The 17537-nt window shown below is 71.2% G+C and carries 16 protein-coding genes; 6 read left to right on the top strand and 10 right to left on the bottom strand.

Features of this window, described 5'->3' with window-relative positions; genetic code table 11:
- The first annotated feature begins 289 nt into the window (after window positions 1-289).
- From pta to pyk, 3 genes are all read left to right on the top strand, one after another.
- Complete coding sequence (gene pta / locus AC3IYJ_RS26935; protein ID WP_489397301.1) at window positions 290-2371, top strand: phosphate acetyltransferase; 2082 nt, start codon at window positions 290-292, stop codon at window positions 2369-2371.
- A 52-nt stretch (window positions 2372-2423) separates the two neighbouring features.
- On the top strand, window positions 2424-3638 hold the full coding sequence (locus tag AC3IYJ_RS26930; RefSeq protein WP_489397300.1) for an acetate kinase: 1215 nt from the start codon (window positions 2424-2426) through the stop codon (window positions 3636-3638).
- Between the two features lie 63 nt (window positions 3639-3701).
- Complete coding sequence (pyk, locus tag AC3IYJ_RS26925) at window positions 3702-5132, top strand: pyruvate kinase (RefSeq protein ID WP_489397299.1); 1431 nt, start codon at window positions 3702-3704, stop codon at window positions 5130-5132.
- 113 nt (window positions 5133-5245) lie between these two features.
- Here the strand turns inward: pyk and AC3IYJ_RS26920 are convergent, their stop codons facing one another.
- The 4 genes from AC3IYJ_RS26920 to AC3IYJ_RS26905 form a co-directional block, all read right to left on the bottom strand.
- A complete protein-coding gene (locus AC3IYJ_RS26920; protein ID WP_489397298.1) occupies window positions 5246-6556 on the bottom strand; it encodes a hypothetical protein in 1311 nt (436 codons plus the stop codon).
- On the bottom strand, window positions 6546-7133 hold the full coding sequence (locus tag AC3IYJ_RS26915; RefSeq protein ID WP_489397297.1) for a DUF6114 domain-containing protein: 588 nt from the start codon (window positions 7131-7133) through the stop codon (window positions 6546-6548). The genes AC3IYJ_RS26920 and AC3IYJ_RS26915 overlap by 11 nt, the downstream gene beginning before the upstream one ends.
- A gap of 133 nt (window positions 7134-7266) precedes the next feature.
- Window positions 7267-7917 carry a DUF6230 family protein gene (locus tag AC3IYJ_RS26910; protein WP_489397296.1) on the bottom strand — a complete coding sequence of 217 codons (651 nt, stop codon included), beginning with the start codon at window positions 7915-7917 and terminating at the stop codon, window positions 7267-7269.
- 629 nt (window positions 7918-8546) lie between these two features.
- Window positions 8547-9551 (bottom strand): co-chaperone YbbN, encoded by a 1005-nt coding sequence (locus AC3IYJ_RS26905; protein WP_489397295.1) that lies wholly within the window; start codon window positions 9549-9551, stop codon window positions 8547-8549.
- Between the two features lie 253 nt (window positions 9552-9804).
- Between AC3IYJ_RS26905 and AC3IYJ_RS26900 the strand changes: the two genes are divergently transcribed.
- Entirely contained in the window at window positions 9805-10467 is a 663-nt protein-coding gene (locus AC3IYJ_RS26900; RefSeq protein ID WP_489397294.1) for a TetR/AcrR family transcriptional regulator, read from the top strand.
- Here the strand turns inward: AC3IYJ_RS26900 and AC3IYJ_RS26895 are convergent.
- The 5 genes from AC3IYJ_RS26895 to AC3IYJ_RS26875 form a co-directional block, all read right to left on the bottom strand.
- Complete coding sequence (locus AC3IYJ_RS26895) at window positions 10400-10954, bottom strand: hypothetical protein (RefSeq protein WP_489397293.1); 555 nt, start codon at window positions 10952-10954, stop codon at window positions 10400-10402. The two genes, AC3IYJ_RS26900 and AC3IYJ_RS26895, sit on opposite strands and share 68 nt — an antisense overlap.
- A 61-nt stretch (window positions 10955-11015) precedes the next feature.
- Window positions 11016-12716, bottom strand: coding sequence for a coenzyme B12-dependent isobutyryl-CoA mutase large subunit (gene icmA / locus AC3IYJ_RS26890; RefSeq protein ID WP_489397292.1), 1701 nt, complete (start codon window positions 12714-12716; stop codon window positions 11016-11018).
- Window positions 12717-12814: 98 nt separating this feature from the next.
- Window positions 12815-13144 carry a DUF3817 domain-containing protein gene (locus tag AC3IYJ_RS26885; RefSeq protein WP_489397291.1) on the bottom strand — a complete coding sequence of 110 codons (330 nt, stop codon included), beginning with the start codon at window positions 13142-13144 and terminating at the stop codon, window positions 12815-12817.
- 68 nt (window positions 13145-13212) lie between these two features.
- Complete coding sequence (locus AC3IYJ_RS26880; protein ID WP_489397290.1) at window positions 13213-13722, bottom strand: MarR family winged helix-turn-helix transcriptional regulator; 510 nt, start codon at window positions 13720-13722, stop codon at window positions 13213-13215.
- 86 nt (window positions 13723-13808) lie between these two features.
- Window positions 13809-15068 (bottom strand): MFS transporter, encoded by a 1260-nt coding sequence (locus tag AC3IYJ_RS26875; RefSeq protein ID WP_489397289.1) that lies wholly within the window; start codon window positions 15066-15068, stop codon window positions 13809-13811.
- A 75-nt stretch (window positions 15069-15143) separates the two neighbouring features.
- Here AC3IYJ_RS26875 and AC3IYJ_RS26870 point away from each other — a divergent pair, with 75 nt between their 5' ends.
- Both AC3IYJ_RS26870 and AC3IYJ_RS26865 read left to right on the top strand, forming a co-directional pair.
- On the top strand, window positions 15144-16133 hold the full coding sequence (locus AC3IYJ_RS26870) for an ArsR/SmtB family transcription factor (RefSeq protein WP_489402942.1): 990 nt from the start codon (window positions 15144-15146) through the stop codon (window positions 16131-16133).
- Between the two features lie 126 nt (window positions 16134-16259).
- A complete protein-coding gene (locus tag AC3IYJ_RS26865; RefSeq protein WP_489397288.1) occupies window positions 16260-17276 on the top strand; it encodes a glycoside hydrolase family 6 protein in 1017 nt (338 codons plus the stop codon).
- Here AC3IYJ_RS26865 and AC3IYJ_RS26860 read toward each other — a convergent pair.
- Complete coding sequence (locus AC3IYJ_RS26860; RefSeq protein WP_489397287.1) at window positions 17273-17521, bottom strand: hypothetical protein; 249 nt, start codon at window positions 17519-17521, stop codon at window positions 17273-17275. The two genes, AC3IYJ_RS26865 and AC3IYJ_RS26860, sit on opposite strands and share 4 nt — an antisense overlap.
- Window positions 17522-17537 lie beyond the last annotated feature (16 nt).

The raw sequence follows: 17537 nt of genomic DNA, 5'->3' as shown, positions 1-17537 counted from the left end.
CTGTATGGAAGGGCTGCATGGAAGGACGCATTGATGAAGCCTGTCCGATTGTTCCACGTCCGACCGGTGGAGCGCGCTCTGTGGTGCTCCCCCCACGGGGTGCCCGGAAGGCCTTTGGACCTGCCCGGACAGGCCCTTTTCCCGGCGGGCGTCCTATCGATTCCCAGGGGTATCGTCAAGAGGTCAAGCCCACACTAACCGGGACATCCGACTCGTGGATCCGCCCCGCAGCGGCGAGGATCATGGTGGGGCTGTACCGACATTCACACGATTGGGACGGAGAGCACGCGTGACGCGCAGCGTGTACGTGACCGGTATCGAGCGGGGGGACGGCCGGCAGGTCGTCGAGCTGGGGATCATGGAGCTCCTGACCCGCCAGACGGGCCGGGTGGGCGTCTACCGCCCCTTGCTGCACGACGGGCCCGACCGGCTCTTCGACCTCCTCAAGGGCCGCTACCGGATCGAGCAGGACGCCTCGACCGCCTTCGGCATGGAGTACCACGAGGCCTCCGCCATCCTGGCCGAGCACGGGACCGACGAGCTGGTCTCCCGGCTCGTCGACCGCTACCACGAGGTGGCCCGGGACTACGAGGTCATGCTCGTCCTCGGCACCGACTACGCCGACACCAACCTCCCCGACGAGCTGGCCCTCAACGCCCGCCTCGCCAACGAGCTGGGCGCGCTCGTCATCCCCGTCGTGGGCGGCACCAAGCACCCCGCCGAGGCCGTGCGCGCCGAGGCCCGCAACGCCTTCCGGGCGTACGAGGCCCTGGGCTGCCACGTGGGCGCGATGGTCGTCAACCGGGTGGCCGCCGAGGACCGCGAGGTGATAGCGGAGCGGCTGACCGCGCGGCTCCCCGTGCCCTGCTACGTACTCCCGGACGACAAGCACCTGTCGGCCCCGACCGTTGCCCAGATCACCCGGGCCCTCGGTGGCGAGGTGCTCCTCGGCGACGAGGCCGGTCTGGCCCGCGACGCCCTGGACTTCGTCTTCGGCGGCGCCATGCTGCCGAACTTCCTCAACGCCCTGACCCCCGGCTGTCTGGTCGTCACCCCCGGGGACCGTTCCGACCTGGTGATCGGCGCGCTGGCCGCGCACACCTCCGGCACCCCGCCGATCGCCGGTGTGCTCCTCACGCTGAACGAGCGCCCCAGCCGGGACATCCTGACGCTGGCCTCGAAGCTGGCTCCCGGCACCCCGGTGATCTCGGTGGCCGGCAACAGCTTCCCGACGGCCGCCGAACTCTTCTCCCTGCAGAGCCGGTTGAACTCCGCGACCCCGCGCAAGCTGGAGACCGCGCTGGGCCTGTTCGAGCGTCACGTGGACACCGCCGAGCTGCGGGGCGTGCTGTCCGTGGCCCGCTCCGAGCGCGTCACGCCGATGATGTTCGAGCACACGCTGCTGGAGCAGGCCCGCGCGGAGCGCCGCCGGGTGGTGCTCCCCGAGGGCACCGAGGAGCGCGTGCTGCGCGCCGCGGACGTGGTGCTGCGCCGCGGGGTCTGCGACCTCACCCTGCTGGGCGAGGAGCAGGCGATCCTGAAGAAGGCCGCCGACCTGGGGATCGACATCTCCGGCGCCCAGCTCATCGACCCGGCGACCTCCCCGCTGCGGGAACGATTCTCCGAGTACTACGCCAAGGCCCGTGCCCACAAGGGCATGACGGTCGAGCTGGCCGCCGACGTGGTCACCGACGTCAACTACTTCGGCACCCTGATGGTCCAGGAGGGCCTCGCCGACGGCATGGTCTCCGGCTCGGTCCACTCCACCGCCGCCACCATCCGCCCGGCCTTCGAGATCATCAAGACCAAGCCCGACGCGTCCATCGTCTCCTCGGTCTTCTTCATGTGCCTGGCCGACAAGGTCCTCGCCTACGGGGACTGCGCCGTCAACCCGGACCCCAACGCCGAGCAGCTCGCCGACATCGCCGTCCAGTCGGCGACCACCGCGGCCGCCTTCGGCCTGGAGCCGCGGATCGCGATGCTCTCGTACTCGACCGGCACCTCCGGTTCGGGCGCGGACGTGGACAAGGTCCGCAAGGCCACCGAGATCGTCCGCGCGCTCCGTCCCGACCTGCTGATCGAGGGCCCGATCCAGTACGACGCCGCCGTGGAGCCCTCGGTCGCCCTGACCAAGCTGCCCGGGTCCGAGGTGGCCGGCCGCGCGACGGTGCTGATCTTCCCCGACCTCAACACCGGCAACAACACGTACAAGGCCGTGCAGCGCTCCGCGGGCGCCGTGGCGGTCGGCCCGGTCCTGCAGGGTCTGCGCAAGCCGGTCAACGACCTCTCGCGCGGCGCCCTGGTCCAGGACATCGTCACCACCGTCGCCATCACCGCGATCCAGGCGCAGTCCCGGCCCGCGGCCGGCTGACGCTCCCCCACCGAGCCCTCCACCCAGCCATCCAGAAGGAAAGACCCTCATCGTGACCGCATCGCGCGTACTCGTCCTCAACTCCGGCTCCTCGTCGGTGAAGTACCAGCTGCTCGACATGGCGGACGCCTCCCGCCTGGCGGTCGGTCTGGTGGAGCGCATCGGCGAGGCGACCTCCAGGCTCACGCACGAGCCGCTGACCGGACCGGGCGCCGCCGGCGGCAAGCGCGTGCACGAGGGGCCGATCGCGGACCACTCGGCCGCGCTGCGGGCCGTGGCGGCGGAGCTGGCCGCCGACGGGCTGGGCCTGGACTCCCCCGAACTGGCGGCCGTGGGCCACCGGGTGGTGCACGGCGGGACCAAGTTCACGCACCCGACGCTGATCGACGACGCGGTGCTGGCCGAGATCCGCGCGCTGATCCCGCTCGCGCCGCTGCACAACCCGGCGAACGTGACGGGCATCGAGGTGGCGCGCGAGCTCCGCCCGGACCTGCCCCAGGTGGCCGTCTTCGACACGGCCTTCCACTCGACGATGCCGGAGCACGTGGCCCGGTACGCGATCGACACGGCGACGGCGGACAAGTACTCCATCCGGCGGTACGGGTTCCACGGCACCTCCCACGCCTACGTGGCCCGCGCGACGGCCAAGCTCCTGGGCAAGGCCGAGGAGGACGTGAACGTGATCGTGCTGCACCTGGGCAACGGTGCTTCGGCCTCGGCCGTGCACGGCGGCGTCTGCGTGGAGACCTCGATGGGTCTGACCCCGCTGGAGGGTCTGGTCATGGGCACCCGCTCGGGCGATCTGGACCCGGCGGTCGTCTTCCACCTGGCCCGGGTGGGCGGCATGTCGATCGACGAGATCGACTCGCTGCTGAACAAGAAGAGCGGTCTGCTGGGTCTGTGCGGCGACAACGACATGCGCGAGGTGCAGCGGCGGGCGGACGAGGGCGACGCTTCGGCGCGCCTCGCGCTGGCCTCCTACATCCACCGCCTGAAGAAGTACATCGGTGCCTACTCGGCGGTCCTGGGCCGGGTGGACGCGGTCGCCTTCACGGCGGGCGTGGGCGAGAACTCCTCGTCGATCCGGGAAATGGCCTTGGCGGGCCTGGCCGAGCTGGGTCTGGCGCTCGACCTGGAAGCCAACTCGGTACGGTCCCCCGAGCCGCGTCTGGTCTCCGCGGAGTACGCCCGGGTGGCCGTGGCCGTGGTCCCCACGGACGAGGAACTGGAGATCGCCAGCCAGACGTACGAGCTGGTTACCGGTTAGTCACTTTGGACTTTCCGCCAGACGGAATATTCCGCTACGAAACAAACCGATAGGATCCGCTCCATGCGCCGTTCCAAAATCGTCTGCACCCTGGGCCCCGCCGTCGACTCTTACGAGCAGCTGAAAGCGCTCGTAGAGGCCGGTATGAACGTGGCCCGATTCAACTTCAGCCACGGCTCCCAGGCAGAACACCAGGAGCGGTACGACCGCGTCCGGAAGGTCTCCGAGGACACCGGGCGTGCCGTCGGCGTCCTCGCCGACCTCCAGGGCCCGAAGATCCGTCTGGAAACCTTCGCCGAGGGCCCCGTCGAGCTCGTCCGCGGTGACGAGTTCACGATCACCACCGAGGACGTCCCGGGCGACAAGTCCATCTGCGGCACGACCTACAAGGGTCTGCCGGGGGACGTCTCCAAGGGCGACCCGATCCTGATCAACGACGGCAACGTCGAGCTCCGCGTGACCTCGGTCGAGGGCCCCCTGGTCAAGACCATCGTCATCGAGGGCGGTGTCATCTCGGACCACAAGGGCATCAACCTGCCGGGTGCCGCCGTCAACGTCCCCGCCCTGTCGGAAAAGGACATCGACGACCTCCGCTTCGCCCTGCGGATGGGCTGCGACATGGTCGCCCTGTCCTTCGTGCGTGACGCCAACGACGTCAAGGACGTCCACAAGGTCATGGACGAGGTCGGCCGCCGGGTCCCCGTCATCGCCAAGGTCGAGAAGCCGCAGGCCGTCGCCAACATGGAAGGCGTCGTAGCCGCCTTCGACGCGGTCATGGTGGCCCGTGGCGACCTGGCCGTCGAGTACCCGCTCGAAAAGGTGCCGATGGTGCAGAAGCGCCTCGTGGAGCTCTGCCGCCGCAACGCCAAGCCGGTGATCGTCGCGACCCAGATGATGGAGTCGATGATCACCAACTCCCGCCCGACGCGCGCGGAGGCCTCCGACGTGGCCAACGCGATCCTCGACGGCGCGGACGCGGTCATGCTGTCCGCCGAGTCCTCGGTCGGCGCCTACCCCATCGAGACCGTCAAGACGATGTCGAAGATCGTCGAGGCGGCCGAGGAGGAGCTCCTGTCCAAGGGCCTCCAGCCGCTGGTCCCGGGCAAGAAGCCCCGTACCCAGGGTGGCGCCGTCGCCCGTGCGGCCTGCGAGATCGCGGACTTCCTCGACGGCAAGGCCCTGGTCGCCTTCACCCACTCCGGTGACACCGCCCGCCGGCTGTCGCGCTACCGCGCCTCCCAGCCGATCCTGGCCTTCACCACCGACGAGGGCACCCGCAACCAGCTCACCCTGAGCTGGGGCGTCGAGTCCTACGTGGTCCCCCACGTGGACAACACCGACGCGATGGTCGACCTCGTGGACGCCGAGCTGCTCAAGCTCAAGCGCTACAACAAGGGCGACACCATGATCATCACCGCCGGTTCGCCCCCCGGCGTCCCGGGCACGACCAACATGGTCCGCGTCCACCACCTGGGCGGCGGCGCCCGCGACTGACGTCGCCCCGCCGTTCGCACTCTGCCGCACAGAGACCGAGGGCGGCACCCCTGATCCGATGAGGATCCGGGGTGCCGCCCTCGGTGCGTGCGGCCGCGCGAGGCCGTACGGTCCTATTCCGCCGGGCCGATGTAGTTCTTGAGGCCCGGGACGGTCAGGGTGCCGCCGAACTGGCCGGCCTGGACGACCTTGACGTTCGTGAAGAACGCGAAGGGGACGTTCACGGGCGGCGGGGTGTTCGGGGTGAACTCGATCGGGATCAGGCCGAAGAGGTTGCCCTTGAGGCTCTCGGTGTACATCGTCACCTTTTCCCCGCGGATCTTCGACGTCGAACCCGGACGGGACTTCAGGTGGGCGACGTTCGGCCCGGTGCCGACCGTCTGGTACAGGTCCTTGATGTCCAGCGAATCGGCCGTGAACTTCAGGACCTTCTTGGTCTTGCCGCCCGCCGTCTTCACCTCGACGATGCCCGCGTAGTCCAGGCCGTAGAGGGTCAGCAGCGAACTGTTCAGATACCAGGGCTCGTCCGGGAGCAGCGGGATGCCCTGCTCCACTTCGGCGTCGGCCAGGGCCTTGGCGTCGTAGGTCGGGCAGGGGAAGGGTTCCTTCCCGTCCGCGTCCTTCGTCGCCTCCGGCTTGGCCTCGGTCCCGTCCTCGCCCTTGGCCTTGTCCGTCGGCTTGGTGGCGCCCGTCTCGTCCTTCGGGGTGGTCGCGGTGTCCTTGACCTCCTCGGAGAGCTCCGTGACCGTGGCGCCCGCCTTGTTCGCGGCCTCGCGGATCGCGTCCGCGGCCGGGTCGGGGGCGGGCTTGTCCGCGGGCTTGTCCGCCGGCTTGGGGGCCGTCGGAGTGGGCGTCGCGGCCGGAGTGGAGGCCGGCTTGAGGGGCTTGCCGAGCTCGTCGAAGAGGCCCTTGAGCGCGTCGCCCACGCCCAGCGGGTCCAGCGGGTTCGAGGCCTTGGCCGCCGGAGCGGAGGCAGCCTGCTTCTCGGCGGGCGTCGCGGGCTTCTCGGCCGGCTTCTCCACCGGCTTGGACGCCGACGGGCTCGCGCTCGGCGAGGGCACCGCGGTCGGCGACTTGTCCGGCGCGGGCTCCGTCGTCTTCGACGGGGCCTTCGACGGGGTACCGGAGGGAGCCTTCGAAGGTGACGAGGACGGCGACGGGGAAGCCGACTCCGCGGGCTCGTCGGACCGCGTCACGCACGGTCCGGGCGCGAAGGGGATCTCCTCGTCGGCCACGGCCAGCTTCGGCGCCATGCTCATGCCGACGAAGACCGCCGTGGGCATGGCCGCCAGTGCCATCGTCTTGCCGACGGGTATCTGGAACTTGGTCAGCAGCGACTTCCTGGGCGCCGCGTGACGCGGGCCCTTTCTTTCACGGGACTCCGCATCTGGGGCCTCACCCCGCTGCGTTTCGTCACCCCGCACTGTTCCTCCCGCCATCGGCGTGGGCAGTCGTCTCGCTCGCGTATGCCGTTTCTGTCGCGCGGGGGCCGGGTACGCCCTGGAAGCCGCCCTCCACCGCGTCCGCCTTGCCCAGGTCCACGGCATGCACCGCGACCCGGTCGTCCAGCGCGCCCGTCTCGTCCTCCACCGGACTGGCAGGCACCCAGGACAGCGCGAGACAGCCGCCGACCAGGGCCAGGATGAAGCCCAGACCGAAGCCGCCGAGGTTGGACACCGGCAGGGACACCAGTGCCAGCAGGATCGAGGCGACCCCGGCGAAGATGCGGACGCCCTGCTGGAACCAGAGCGTCAGGCCCAGGGTGATCAGCAGGACGCCGATGATCAGTGAACCCGAACCGGCGGTCGTCGCCATCGCGATGGTGACGTTGCCCAGGCGCAGGTCCGCGTACGGGAAGTAGGCGATCGGCACGCCCGCGAGGAGCGTGAACACTCCCGCCCAGAAGGGGCGGCGGCCGCTCCAGCCATGGAAGCGGTAGTACACCGCGGTGAGCCAGGCGTCGTCTTCGGCGCGCACGTAAACCGGGGCCTGGGGGTTCATGGACAACAGCTCCCTGGAAACGGTGGTACTGAACTATGTGGAGCCCGGACGGACCGGGCCGGCGGTGACGGGTGCCGCCACTGCCGGCCCGGTCGTCCGGTCAGGCACCGGAACCGATACGCCGGTCAGGCGATCAGTTGACTGCCGAGTCCTGGTAGCACGGCTGGTCGCCGCCGAGCAGGCGCAGCTTGAGGTCGGGCAGCTTGAAGGTGCCGGCCGTGGTGGCCCACGCCTTCTGCTTGACGTTCGTGAGAACGGCCTTCTCGGCACGCTGCGCGAACGCGTACGGGCTGGCGACCGTACCCGCCTGCGGCTTGGTCGGGTTCGACGGGTCGCCGACCGCGACACCGATGTCCAGCTTGGTGAACTCGGCGTCGGCGTCGAGCTCGGCAACATCCAGGTAGATGTTGTCGGCAACCGCCGGCTTGCCGGGCTTGGTGCCCGTCTGCAGCTTCATCGTGATGTTGCCGAGCGGCGTCGGCGTCACCAGCGACTGGCACATGTTGGTGATCTCGGCGTGGCTGAACCCGGAGATGGTGACCGGGTGGTGTGCCTCGGCGCCCGTCTTCAGGTCGTGGCCGTTGGCAACACTGCCGTACTGGATGAGGTTGGTGCCGTCCAGCTTGTCAGTGGTGACCTTGAAGTCCTGGCCGGACACGGCGAACGAGGCCGCGAGGGCACCCTGCGCCAGACCGACACCGACCACGGCCGTGGCCGCGATGCTCGGAACCATGACGAGCGCGAAGCGCTTCCATCTGGTCCCGCCACGAATCTGAGAACTCATTTCGTTCCTCCTTCTCGGACGTACATCTCCGGTCCGGGCCGTACCCGTCCTGGGATGGGAGAAGTGCTACGTCCTCGGGAAGGAGCGCAGGCGGCCTGGCCGCGGCACTGCCGCGTCCGGTACACCGGCGTTCACCCCCGAGCGACAACCACTTGGCCACGCGTTCGCGCAACCTGGAGGACAGGCACCGCCGTGCGACGGAGACCCCCCTGTCCGGCGGCCGGTGCCACTGCCACCGACCGGCCCGGTGGGGACCCTTCACCGCGGCTCCGGATGAGCGGCTCTGCGGGAAGGACCGAGCGTCGCCGATCGTGGTCCATTCCAGGCCGGGGCACAAGGGGGTTCGTTACTGGCGGGTAACGGCCAGATAACCGATGGCTGACCTGACACTGTCGGGCCGCAACGCTGGGTGTTACCCAGGGCCACGACAGATCGGGGGAAGAGTGAACACACCGGACAGTTCACGGGGTTCGATTTACTGCGAGTAACAGCGGCCGCAATTACCAAGTTTTGGCAAAATGCGGCCGCTGTTCGTCACCGTGTCAACAAATCAACGGCGCCGGAGGGGCGCCGGGCCGGGTCCCGGACCGGACCTCGGACCGGCCTCGGACCGGGCCTCGGACCGATTCCTAGAAGAGCACCCGTGCGAGCGCCGTGCGCGCCGAGGTCACGAGCGGGTTGTCCGCGCCGACGGCCTCGAACATCTCCAGCAGCCGCACCCGGACCGCGTCCCGGTCGTCACCGAACGTCACCTTCACGGTGTCCACCAGGCGCCCGAAGGCGTCCGCCACGTGTCCGCCGGCCAGGTCCAGGTCGGCCGCGGCGATCTGCGCCGCCGGGTCGCGCGGATTCTCGGCCGCCGCGGTGCGCACCGCCTGCGGGTTCATGTCCTTGACGCGGAGCAGGAGTTCGGCCTGCGCGAGGCCCAGCTTGGCCTCCGCGTTGACCGGGTCGGAGAGCAGGACGTTCTTGTACGCCTGCACCGCCCCGCCCAGGTCGTTCGCGTCCAGCGCCTCGACCGCCGCGTCCAGCAGGGCGTCGTAGGGGCCGGCCGGCTCCTCGGCGGGCTCCGCGGCCCCGCCCGGGGTTCCGCCCTCGCCGCCCGGGGTCACCGGGACGCCGAGGACCCCGAAGCGCTCCTCGGCGATCTGGACCACCTGGGCCAGGATCGCGCGGACCTCGTCCTCGGGGGCGAAGTCCTGGAAGAGCGGCATCGCCTGGCCGGCGACCAGGGCGAAGACGGCCGGAAGGGCCTGGATACGGAAGTCGCGGATCAGGTTCTGGCTGGCCGCGACGTCGAACGAGGCCAGGGCCAGGCGGCCGTTGGCCTCGACCGTGAGCCGCTCCAGCAGCAGGCTCAGCTCACGGCCCTGCTCGAAGCCCTCGGCTCGGAAGTCGAGGATGACCGGCACCTCGTTCGAGAGCGGCACCACGTGGCTCTCGAAGCGGGTCTCGTCTGCGTCGAAGACGAGAGCGGACGACGGGACGGCCCCGGCGGATTCGGGCGCACCGCCCTCGGCCGCCCTCCGGGCCGCCTCGGCGCGGGCCTGCTCGGCCTTCGCCTTGGCCTCGCCGGCCGCCTTCACCGCGGCGAGGTCTACGACGCCGCTCATGGACATGTTTCTGGGCTGCATGCGTACATCCTCCCCCGTGTGCGCGCGCCGACGAAAAAGATCGGCCGAAACGAACCGATCGCGGTACTGGTCGTGCTGTGGCGCCGGGTCCCCACCCGGCACCGGTAGCTCTTCGCGTGGTTGTCGCTCTTACGCTACGAGCCGTAGCGTAACTCCCCGCGCCGCCGCGCGCCCCGTGATCTGAACCACACCACCAGGGGCCGCGGCGCCCGCACCAATCGACGCCGCCTTACTGACGGGTATGGTCTCGGCCATGCGCAACCCCAGCTCAGGCCCCTCCACCTCTCCGGCCGGCCGCACCGGCCGCCCGCGCAGCGCCGCGGCGGACGCCGCGATCCTCGCCGCGACCCGGGACGCACTGGTGGAGCTCGGCTGGTCGAAGCTGACGATGGGGGACGTCTCCGCGCGGGCGGGGGTCGCCAAGACCACCCTCTACCGGCGCTGGGCGGGCAAGAACGAGCTGGTCGTGGACGCCGTCGCGGAGCTCTTCGACTCCCTCGAACTCCCCGACCGGGGCTCCCTCGAAGCCGACATCGAGTACGTGGTGCTGCGGTTCGCGGAGCTGCTGCGGCGCCCGGAGGCCCGTACCGCCCTGATGGCTGTGGTCGCCGAGTCCACCCGGGACGAGGCCCTGCGCGACCGGATCCGGTCGGCCATCGTGGACCGGCAGAAACGTCTCGTCGTACTGGGCCGCGAGCGGGCGCAGGCCCGCGGCGAACTCCCCTACGAGGAGGACGCGGACCTCGCCGGCCACACCACGGACCTGATCTTCGACGTCATCGCGGGCACCGTGGTGCACCGCGCGCTGGTCAGCTCCGAGCCGGTGGACGAGATGTGGGTGGCCACCTTCACCGCCCTCTTGATGCACGGCCTCCTGGGCGCCTCCGGCGTCCCGGCCGGCCCCGCACCGGCGTGACCACCGCGGGCCGCCCGTCCGAGAGGGGCAGGAAGTCCGGGAACCAGGCGGGGGCCGCCATGAGCAGGGCCTCCGAGCGCGGGTTGTGGCCCGGCCAGGGCCGCCCGCGGCCCGGCCACTGGGCCCAGCGCAGGCTGTCCGCCTCCTCCGGCGGCAGCACTCCGGAGGCGACCAGGGCCGCGCGGCCCGCTTCCAGCCCGGCCAGCCGGTAGCCGTACTCCGAGGAGTCCGCGGGGTGGAACCCGGCGTCGGTGAGCAGCACCGAGGCCGCCACCCCCTCCAGCCCGCGCTCGATGCCTGCCCGCACGCAGGGCACGTACTGCTCGGGCAGCGCGCAGGACCGTACGGCGTTGAGGATCTCCGTCCGCCCGCCGGGGCCGGGCGGTTCGAAGTCGGCGGCGATGTACGCGTACGGCCCGCGGTTGACCTGCATGGCCACGCGGACGCTCACTCCGCGCACGGAAACGGGAAGGTGGCGGCCGTTCATGGCCGCCACCTTAAGCCTGCGGCGCCCGGCGCTCCGTCAGGCACTGCTCACCCTCGCAGCGCTAGAAGCCGGGCGGCTCCGTGTAGGTGCCCCACTCCTCGCGCAGCACGTTGCAGATCTCGCCCATCGTGGCCTCGGCGCGCACCGCGTCCAGCATGGCCGGAATCATGTTGGACCCGTCCCGGGCCGCGTCCAGCATGGCCGCCAGAGCACCCGTCACCTTCGCGTCGTCCCGGGCGGCCTTGCGCTCCGCGAGCTCCCGCACCTGGACGGTCTCCACCTCGTGGCTGACCCGGAGGATCTCCAGGTCGCCGGTGACCGAGCCGTGGTGGACGTTCACGCCGACGACGCGCTTGTCGCCCTTCTCCACCGAACGCTGGTACTGGAAGGCCGACTCGGCGATCTCGCCGGTGAACCAGCCGTCCTCGATGCCGCGCAGGATGCCCGAGGTGATGGGGCCGATCGGGTGCCGCCCGTCGGGGTGGGCGCGCAGCCCGCGCTCCTTGATCTGCTCGAAGATCTTCTCCGCGTCGGCCTCGATGCGGTCGGTGAGCTGCTCTACGTACCAGGAACCGCCCAGCGGGTCGGCCACGTTGGCCACGCCGGTCTCCTCCATCAGCACCTGCTGCGTGCGCAGGGCGATCTCGGCGGCCTGCTCGCTGGGGAGCGCGAGGGTCTCGTCGAGGGCGTTGGTGTGGAGCGAGTTGGTGCCGCCGAGGACGGCCGCGAGGGCTTCCACAGCGGTGCGCACGACGTTGTTGTACGGCTGCTGCGCGGTGAGGGAGACACCGGCGGTCTGGGTGTGGAAGCGCAGCCACATCGTCTTGTCGGACTTCGCCCCGTACACCTCCTTCATCCAGCGGGCCCAGATCCGGCGGGCGGCGCGGAACTTGGCGATCTCCTCGAAGAAGTCGAGGTGCGCGTCGAAGAAGAAGGAGAGGCCGGAGGCGAAGTGGTCCACGTCCAGGCCGCGTGAGAGGCCCAGCTCCACGTATCCGAACCCGTCGGCCAGGGTGTACGCGAGCTCCTGCGCGGCCGTGGCCCCGGCCTCGCGGATGTGGTAGCCGGAGACGGAGAGCGGCTTGTAGGCGGGGATGCCGTTGGCGCAGTACTCCATGAGGTCGCCGATGAGGCGCAGGTGCGGCTCGGGTTCGAAGAGCCACTCCTTCTGGGCGATGTACTCCTTGAAGATGTCCGTCTGGAGCGTCCCGTTGAGGACGGCCGGGTCCACGCCCTGGCGCTCGGCGGCGACGAGGTACATGCAGAAGGCGGGGACGGCGGGCCCGCTGATCGTCATGGAGGTGGTCACGTCGCCCAGCGGGATGTCCTTGAAGAGGACCTCCATGTCGGCGGCGGAGTCGATGGCGACCCCGCAGTGGCCGACCTCGCCCAGCGCGCGCGGGTCGTCGGAGTCCCGGCCCATGAGGGTCGGCATGTCGAAGGCGACGGAGAGCCCGCCGCCGCCGGCGGCCAGGATCATCTTGTAGCGCTCGTTGGTCTGCTCGGCGTTCCCGAATCCGGCGAACTGCCGGATGGTCCAGGTCCGCCCCCGGTAGCCGGTGGCGTGCAGGCCGCGGGTGTACGGGTACTCCCCCGGCCAGCCGATGCGCTCGAAGCCCTCGTACTTGTCCCCGGGCCGGGGCCCGTAGACGGGGTCGACGTCATCTCCGGAGAGCGTCGTGAAATCGGCCTCGCGCTTGCGGGCCTTGTCGTACCGGGCCTGCCAGCGACGGCGGCCCTCCTCGATGGCGTCAGCATCCATACCCATGAATTTACTAGGACGTCCTAGTAAATGTCGATGGCCAACCCCCGGGGAGTCGTCCCGGGGGGGGGTGACGCGGTCGAGTGGGAGGCGAGTGCTCAGGCCTTGGCGGTGGCCAGGCCGTCGGTCACCAGGGGCTCGACCTCGGCGCGGACCTTGCGCTCGACGAAGAAGGCCGCGAGCGGGATGGTGCCGGAGACCAGGACCCACAGGAGCTTGCCGAACGGCCACTTGGCCTTGGAGCCCAGGTCGAAGGCGAACACCAGGTAGATCATGAACAGCACACCGTGCGCCTGCGAGACCGCGAAGGTCAGGTCGGCACCGGTGTCGAAGCCGTACTTCGCCACCATGCAGGAGCAGAGGATCAGGAGCATGACCGCGGTCACGTAGGCCATGACGCGGTAGCGGGTCAGCACGCTTCGTTTCATGCCGTCGAGCCTAGCCGTCCGGTTTGCACGATCTTGACGGGGGCCGGGTTCCCCGGAGGGCGGCGCGATCAGCTCTCTTCGAAGTCCGCCGCGGCCACCCGGAGCGGGCGGAGCAGGGCGAAGATCTCCCCGCACTCCTCGGCGTCGTAGGCGCCCAGGCCGAAGTCGATCTCCATCAGCGCCTTCGTCGCCGCCTCGACCACCTCGCGGCCCCTGTCCGTGATCGACGCGAGCGTGCCGCGCCCGTCGTTCGGGTTGGGGCGCTTGGCGACGAGCCCGGACCTCACCAGCCGGTCCACCGTGTTCGTGACCGAGGTCGGGTGGACCATCAGCCGCTCGCCGATCTTCGACATGGTCAGCTCGCCGGCCTTGGAGAAGGTCAGCAGCACCAGCGCCTCGTACCGCGCGAAGGTCAGCCCGTACGGCTTGACGACCGCGTCGACCTCGCCGAGCAGGATCTGGTGCGCCCGCATGATCGAGGTGATCGCGGCCATCGAGGGCACCGGACCCCAGCGCTGCTGCCACAGTTCGTCGGCGCGGGCGATGGGGTCGAAGGGAAGGCTGAGCGGCTTGGGCACGCATCAGACCCTACCGGGCGGTCATTTGACGGCGGGACCCGTCTCACGCTTCGGCCGACCGCCCCCGCCGCCCTCCCGGCGCCCCCTCAGCCCTGCTCCCCGCCGTCCGTGCCACCGCCCGTCCCGCGCACCTCGGCCAGCAGCAGCAGGACGACCCCGGTCCCGAGCACCGCGGCGCCCGTGACGACCACGTGCACGGGGAAGAACTCCGCGGCGACCCCGGCCAGCGCCATGCCGACCCCCTGGAGGGTCATCAGACCGGTACTGAGCAGCGTCATCGCCCGTCCACGCAGCTCCTCGGGCACGGCGTCCACGTACCAGCGGTCGAGTCCGAGGGTGTAGGCGTGGGCGAGCCCGGCCAGCACCAGCGCGGCGATGAGCACCAGGACCCCGGGCCGGACGGCGTACACGAGCAGCGGCAGCATCCCGACGGCGGCGAGCGGGGCCACGATCCGCGAACGCGTTCGGGCGGTGAGCGCGGAGCCCGCCCACAGCTCCCCGGCGATGGTGCCGACCGGCAGTGCGCACATCAGCAGCCCGAGCACGGCGGTGGAGGCGCCGATCCCGGAGGCGTACGGGGTGAGCAGCGCCTCGGGGACGACCACGAAGAGCGGCGGCAGCCAGCACAGCAGGGTGAGCGCGCGCAGCCGGCGATCCCCCAGGACGGCGCGCAGGCCGGCGAGCGGGGAGGTGCGCGGGGCTCCCGGCCCGCTGCGGGCGGGCCGGGCCCGGGTGCCGAAGCGCAGGAGCAGCGCGGAGGCGAGGAAGCCGGCGGCCGTGAGGGTGACGGCCCCGCGCGGGGCGAGGACCGTGAGCAGCAGCCCGCCGAGGCCGAAGCCGATGAGCTGGGCGCTCTGGGCCACCATCCGCAGCAGCGAGCGGCCCAGGACGTAGGCGTCGCCGGAGCCGAGGACGTCGACAAGGGAGGCGGCGCGGGCGCCCTGGAACAGCGGAGCCACGAAGGCCATCGCGCAGCGCAGTACGAGGAGCAGCGCGACCGGAGTCCCCGGCAGGGCCATGGCCGCCGCGCAGGCCGCGCAGACGAGGTCGCATCCGACGAGCACCCGGCGGGCGGGGAGCCGGTCGGCGACGGGGGCGAGGAGGGTGCCGCCGAGGGCGTAGGGGAGGAAGCCGAGGGCGAAGGTGAGGGCGCTCATCAGGGGCGAGCCGGTGGCCCGGAAGACGAGGACGGTCAGGGAGATCTCGGCGATGACGACGCCGAGCACGGACAGCAGGTGCGCGGCGAAGACGGGCCGGAACTCGCGGATCCGGAAGACGGGACGGTAGCCGGACCCGGACCTGGTCCCGGCATCGGCATCGGCATCGGCCTGGCGTGCGGTGGTCATACGGGTCACCCTGGCGGCACCTAGGCTGGCGGGACAGAGATTCGAGCCCAGCCGAATCAGTCAGGAGGCCCGGCCATCCCCTTCCACTTCCGCTTCGGTCCGGCCGACCTGCTGCGCTGCCGGTTCTCCATCTCCCCGCGCTGGGAGACCCAGGAGGCGGTACGCGTCCTGCTGCGCCCGCAGCGGCAGGCCTACCACCTGCCCTGGCTCCGCCGGATCCGCGCGGCCGCGGACGGGCTGGACCTGCGGCCGCTGTGGCTGCTGATGCCACTGGCCGGGCACAATCCGGATTTCCTCAGCCCGCCGCCGACGGGCCCGTCCGTCACCTTCGAGGAGGAGCTGGCGCGGGTCAGGTCCGCCGATCCGGGGGCGGCCCGGGAGGACCTCCGGCGCTCACTGGTGTGCACCCCGGGGGCGCTGGAGAGCGAGGCCGGGCAGCGGATGCTGGCGGATCCGGAGCGGGCGGTCCAGGATCTGGCCGATCTGTACGAACGGGCCTGGCTCGCGCTGATCGCCCCGCACTGGCCACGGCTGCGGGCCCTGCTGGAGGCGGACATCCTCTTCCACTCGCGGCGGCTGGCCGCGGGCGGACTGGAGGCCCTCTTCGACGGACTCCACCCGGATCTGCGGTGGTCGGGCAGGACCCTCACCATCGACCGACCGCGCCACCACGACCGCTCGCTCGACGGCCAGGGCCTCCTCCTGATGCCGAGCGCGTTCGTCTGGCCGGAGGTGGTCGGCGGCTACGACCCGCCGTGGCAGCCGACCCTGGTGTACCCGGCCCGGGGCATCGGCGCCCTGTGGACGGCCTCGGCCGGTCCGACCCCCGAGGCGCTGGCCCGCCTGCTGGGCCGGGCCCGCGCCGACATCCTGTGCGCCCTCACCGACCCGGCTTCGACCACGGCCCTGGCCCACCGCCTGTCGCTGGCCCCCTCCACCGTCTCCTCGCACCTGAAGGCCCTGCGGGAAGCGGGCCTCCTCTTCGGCTCCCGCCAGGGCCACCAGATCCTCTACGAGCGCACCCCGCTGGCCATCGCCCTGGCGACGGGATCGAGCAACTCCTAGCGGCTGTTGCCGTCCCCCACACGCCCACCCGGCCGCACGCGGAGGTGTCGCAACCCACCCCGAGTGACCGTTATGTCACGATATCCCGGCCCGCTGCCCGCCCCTTCGTCCCGAGGAAGCCGCCGGATGCCAGGCCCTTTCAGAGCCCTCGCGGCCGCGCTCGCGCTCGCCGCCGCCGTCACGGCGACCGCCTGCACCCACACCCCGACCGTGCAGCCGGAGTCCGCGCCGCCCAACCACCCCGCCACGGTCGGCCTGGTCGACGAGTCCCCGTTCTGGGTGGACCCGCAGAGCGACGCCGCCCGGCAGGTCGCCGCCTGGGAGGCGCAGGGCCGCAACAGCGACGCGCAGGTGCTGCGCCGGATCTCCGACCGGCCGATGGCCCTGTGGGGTCCGGGGGGCGATCCCGGGCCGGAGATCCGCCGGGCCCGGGACAGCGCCAAGGCGGCCGGCCGCACCCTCGTGCTCACCGCGTACAACATCCCCTACCGGGACTGCGGCCAGCACTCCGCCGGCGGCGCGGCCGACGCCACGGCCTACCGCAGCTGGATCGGCGCCTTCGCCGACAACATCGCCGACACCAGGGCCCTGGTCGTCCTGGAACCGGACGCCGTCCCGCACATCGTCGACGGCTGCACCCAGGCCGGGCACCACGACGAGCGCCTGCGGCTGCTCTCCGAAGCCGTCGACCGCCTCAAGCGCAACAAGAACACCAAGGTCTACCTGGACGCCGGCAACCCGGCGTGGATCCCGGACCCGATGAAGCTGGTCGACCCCCTCTACAAGGCCGGGCTGGAGCGCGCCGACGGGTTCTCCCTCAACGTCTCCAACTTCCAGCCCAGCGCGGCCGGCCGGGAGTACGGGGCCGCCCTCTCCAAGGCCACCAAGGGCAAGCACTTCGTCATCGACACCAGCCGCAACGGCGACGGCCCGCTCCGGGGCGACCGTTCGCAGGCCTGGTGCAACCCGCCTGGCCGGGCACTGGGCACCCCGCCGACCGCCGACACGGGGGACCCGCTCGTGGACGCGTACCTCTGGATCAAGCGGCCCGGCGAGTCCGACGGCACCTGCCGCGGCGGCCCGCCGGCCGGCAAGTGGTGGCCCGACTACGCACTGGGCCTGGCCCGCCGGTCGACCGACTAGGTCGCCTCGAACGTCACTTCCAAAAGGGCCGCGTTGAAGGTGTCGGCCATTCTCTGCGCCCGCTCGCGCGCATCCCACAGGGGGTACGTACGGGCGTGGGCCCCCGTGGTGCGGGTGCCCTCCAGGGCGGTGAGCAGGGCGGGGCTGTGGACGCCCTTCACGCGGAAGTTCTCCAGGTGCCGGGTGTGCACCACGACCGACAGGTGGTGCCACCGGTTCTTGCGGCACCGTCCCGTCGCCCGCATCCGTTCCCCGCCGTCG

This window comes from Streptomyces sp. GL_140, assembly GCF_057834465.1.
This window is presented reverse-complemented; position numbering and strand designations above follow the sequence as displayed.

Coding starts and splice junctions, on each gene's coding strand:
- pyk (WP_489397299.1), top strand. CDS start 3,702: ATGCGCCGTTCCAAAATCGTCTGCACCCTGGGCCCCGCCGTCGACTCT.
- AC3IYJ_RS26915 (WP_489397297.1), bottom strand. CDS start 7,133: ATGAACCCCCAGGCCCCGGTTTACGTGCGCGCCGAAGACGACGCCTGG.
- AC3IYJ_RS26910 (WP_489397296.1), bottom strand. CDS start 7,917: ATGAGTTCTCAGATTCGTGGCGGGACCAGATGGAAGCGCTTCGCGCTC.
- AC3IYJ_RS26905 (WP_489397295.1), bottom strand. CDS start 9,551: ATGCAGCCCAGAAACATGTCCATGAGCGGCGTCGTAGACCTCGCCGCG.
- AC3IYJ_RS26900 (WP_489397294.1), top strand. CDS start 9,805: ATGCGCAACCCCAGCTCAGGCCCCTCCACCTCTCCGGCCGGCCGCACC.
- AC3IYJ_RS26895 (WP_489397293.1), bottom strand. CDS start 10,954: ATGAACGGCCGCCACCTTCCCGTTTCCGTGCGCGGAGTGAGCGTCCGC.
- icmA (WP_489397292.1), bottom strand. CDS start 12,716: ATGGATGCTGACGCCATCGAGGAGGGCCGCCGTCGCTGGCAGGCCCGG.
- AC3IYJ_RS26885 (WP_489397291.1), bottom strand. CDS start 13,144: ATGAAACGAAGCGTGCTGACCCGCTACCGCGTCATGGCCTACGTGACC.
- AC3IYJ_RS26875 (WP_489397289.1), bottom strand. CDS start 15,068: ATGACCACCGCACGCCAGGCCGATGCCGATGCCGATGCCGGGACCAGG.
- AC3IYJ_RS26865 (WP_489397288.1), top strand. CDS start 16,260: ATGCCAGGCCCTTTCAGAGCCCTCGCGGCCGCGCTCGCGCTCGCCGCC.
- AC3IYJ_RS26860 (WP_489397287.1), bottom strand. CDS start 17,521: ATGCGGGCGACGGGACGGTGCCGCAAGAACCGGTGGCACCACCTGTCG.